Origin of the sequence: Oryzihumus sp. (genome assembly GCF_036391795.1) — a bacterium.
Lineage (GTDB): Bacteria > Actinomycetota > Actinomycetes > Actinomycetales > Dermatophilaceae > Oryzihumus.
This window is the reverse complement of sequence record NZ_DASVZH010000319.1, coordinates 1-2,539: the sequence shown is the minus strand read 5'-3', so window position 1 is coordinate 2,539 and position 2,539 is coordinate 1. Positions and strand designations below refer to the sequence as shown.

2 protein-coding genes and 2 pseudogenes are annotated in these 2,539 nt (G+C 76.2%); all 4 read right to left on the bottom strand.

Going from position 1 to position 2,539, the window contains the following annotated elements:
* Positions 1-350, bottom strand: a pseudogene (locus tag VF825_RS19300) (hypothetical protein); the annotation flags it as partial.
* A 10-nt stretch (positions 351-360) separates the two neighbouring features.
* Complete coding sequence (locus VF825_RS19295; RefSeq protein ID WP_331116456.1) at positions 361-1,263, bottom strand: MoxR family ATPase; 903 nt, start codon at positions 1,261-1,263, stop codon at positions 361-363.
* Positions 1,260-2,183, bottom strand: coding sequence for an XdhC family protein (locus VF825_RS19290; RefSeq protein ID WP_331116454.1), 924 nt, complete (start codon positions 2,181-2,183; stop codon positions 1,260-1,262). Before VF825_RS19290 ends, VF825_RS19295 begins: the two co-directional genes overlap by 4 nt.
* 22 nt (positions 2,184-2,205) lie before the next feature.
* A pseudogene (locus VF825_RS19285) lies at positions 2,206-2,539 on the bottom strand (carbon monoxide dehydrogenase); the annotation flags it as partial.

The window sequence follows — 2,539 nt, the reverse complement described above, 5'->3', positions numbered from 1 at the left end:
GCCGGCCCGGCCGGCGGCCGCTCGCTCCCCCGCTCCCCGGCGGCCTGGCGCGGAGGGCGGGACTCCGAGCGCAGCGCCGACGGCTCCGGACCGCGGTGCTCGGCCACGTCCGCGAGCCCGCGGAAGACGAGGGCGAACACCGCGTTGAACTCGGGCACCTGCTCCGGGGAGCGCAGCAGGCTGACCCGCGCGCACCAGTAGAGCTGGTCCACGGTCAGCGGGTCGCACACCTGCACCACCCGGGCCAGCTGCGCCGACTCGCTCGGCGACACCGGGATGCCCGCGCGGTGCAGCTCCCGGCCGAAGAGGCCGAACACGCTGGCCAGGTCCGCCGGCACCCCCGCGCTCACGGCCGCCTGCTCACCCGGCGACCAGCGTGGCCAGCCCGGCCTCGCGCGCCACCTGCTGGTCCTCGACGTACTTCAGCGCCGAGCCCAGGGTCCGCTCGACCGCGCCCGCGTCGAGGGCGCGCACCCCCAGCAGCTCCAGCGCGGCGACCCAGTCGATGGCCTCGGCCACCCCCGGCGGCTTCTGCAGGTCGAGGCGGCGCAGCCGCTCGACGGTGAGGGCCACCTGCTCGGCCAGGGTCCGCGAGCTGCCGGGCACCCGGCGCCGGATGATCTCGGCGCTGCGCTGCGCCGAGGGGTAGTCGATCCAGTGGAACAGGCAGCGCCGCTTGAGGGCGTCGTGCAGCTCGCGGGTCCGGTTGGACGTCAGGACCGCGATGGGCGGGTGGGCCGCGCGCAGGGTCCCGAGCTCCGGGATCGTCACCGCCGCGTCGGCGAGCAGCTCGAGCAGGAACGCCTCGAAGTCGTCGTCGGCGCGGTCCACCTCGTCGATGAGCAGCACCGCCGGGCGCGGTCCCGGGTGGCGCAGCGCGGTCAGCAGCGGCCGGGCGACGAGGTACTCCTCGCCGAAGACGTCGGCGTCCTCGAGCAGCTCGCCCCGGGACTCGGCCAGCCGGATGCTGAGCAGCTGGCGCGGGTAGTTCCACTCGTACAGCGCCTCGGCCACGTCGATGCCCTCGTAGCACTGCAGCCGCACCAGCGGGGTGCGCAGCACCTGGGCCAGGGAGGTCGCGGCCTGGGTCTTGCCGACCCCGGGCTCGCCCTCGATGAGCACCGGCTGGGCCAGCCGGGCGGCGCAGAACAGCGCGGTGGCGGTGCCCTCGTCGGCCAGGTAGTCGACCGCGTCCAGGCCGGCCTGCAGCGCGGGCACGTCGGGCAGCAGGTCGGCGACGGTGGCGGTGTCGGGGGTGGTCACGTCGCGTACGCCGCCGGGTTGTCCAGGTATGCCGTGCGGCAGCCGGTGCCGCAGAACCACACCGTCCCGGCCGGGGTGTCGAGGTGCACGCTGGTGGGCACCGCCGCCACGGTCATCCCGCACACCGGGTCCCGCGCCGTCGCCGGAGCCGTCGCGGCGGTGGTCGCCGGCCGCGCCGGTGCGGCATCGGCGCGTCCCGGCGCCCGGCGCGTGGCCACCACCTCGGCGAGGACGGACAGGGCGACCTCGTCGGCGGTGCGGGCCCCGATGTCCAGCCCGGCCGGGGTGTGCACCGCCTCCCGTTGCGCGTCGTCGACGTCGAGGGAGGCGAGGACGGCGGCGCCGCGGCGGCGGCTGGCGACCAGCCCGACATACGGCACGCCGGCGCGCAGCGCCGCGGTGAGCACGGGCTCTTCGTCGCGCCCGTGCGAGGCGACCACGACGGCGAGCGTGCCCTCGGGCAGCTCCTCCCCCGGGTCCAGGGCGCGCACCTGCAGGCCGAACAGCCGGTCGGCGCGCAGCAGCGCGGTGGCGATCGGTGCGGACCCGACGACCGCGACCACCGGCAGCGGCACCGACGGCTCGAGCAGGATCTCGAGCGTCCCGCCGGACAGGCACGGGTTGTGCACGGTGATGACGCCGTCCTCGTCCGGCTGGCCGGTCTCCTCCTCGCCCGGGGCGACCCGCAGCAGCCGGGTCTGCCCGGTGGAGAGCGCCTCCAGCGACTGGGCGCGGACCGTCGCCTCGGCACACTCCCCGCCGACGAAGCCGTCGATCTGCCCGTCCGCCAGGACGATCGCCGAGTCGCCGGCCTTGGCGCTCGTCGGCCGGTGGGCGTGCACCACGGTCGCCCACACGAACGGTGTGCCCTCGGCGCTCAGCGCCGCGGCCCGTCCGGCGAGGTCGAGGTGGGCGGGCATCGGCGTTCCGGGGGCTCGGGGGCTACTCGTCGGTGATGGCGAGGTCGGTGCGGAAGGCGCGGCCCTGCATCGCCCGCCAGACCTGCGCGGGGGTGAGGGGCATGTCCACGTGCCGCACGCCATACGGCTTGAGCGCGTCGATGACCGCGTTGACCACCGCGGGCGGCGACCCGACCGTCGCGGACTCGCCCACGCCCTTGAGCCCGAGCGGGTGGTGCGGCGAGGGGGTGACCGTCTCGCCGAGCTCCCAGCTGGGGCCCTCCAGCGCCGTGGGCAGCTGGTAGTCCATGAACGAGCCGCCCAGGCAGTTGCCGTCCTCGTCGAAGGCGATGACCTCCATCAGCGCCATGCCGACG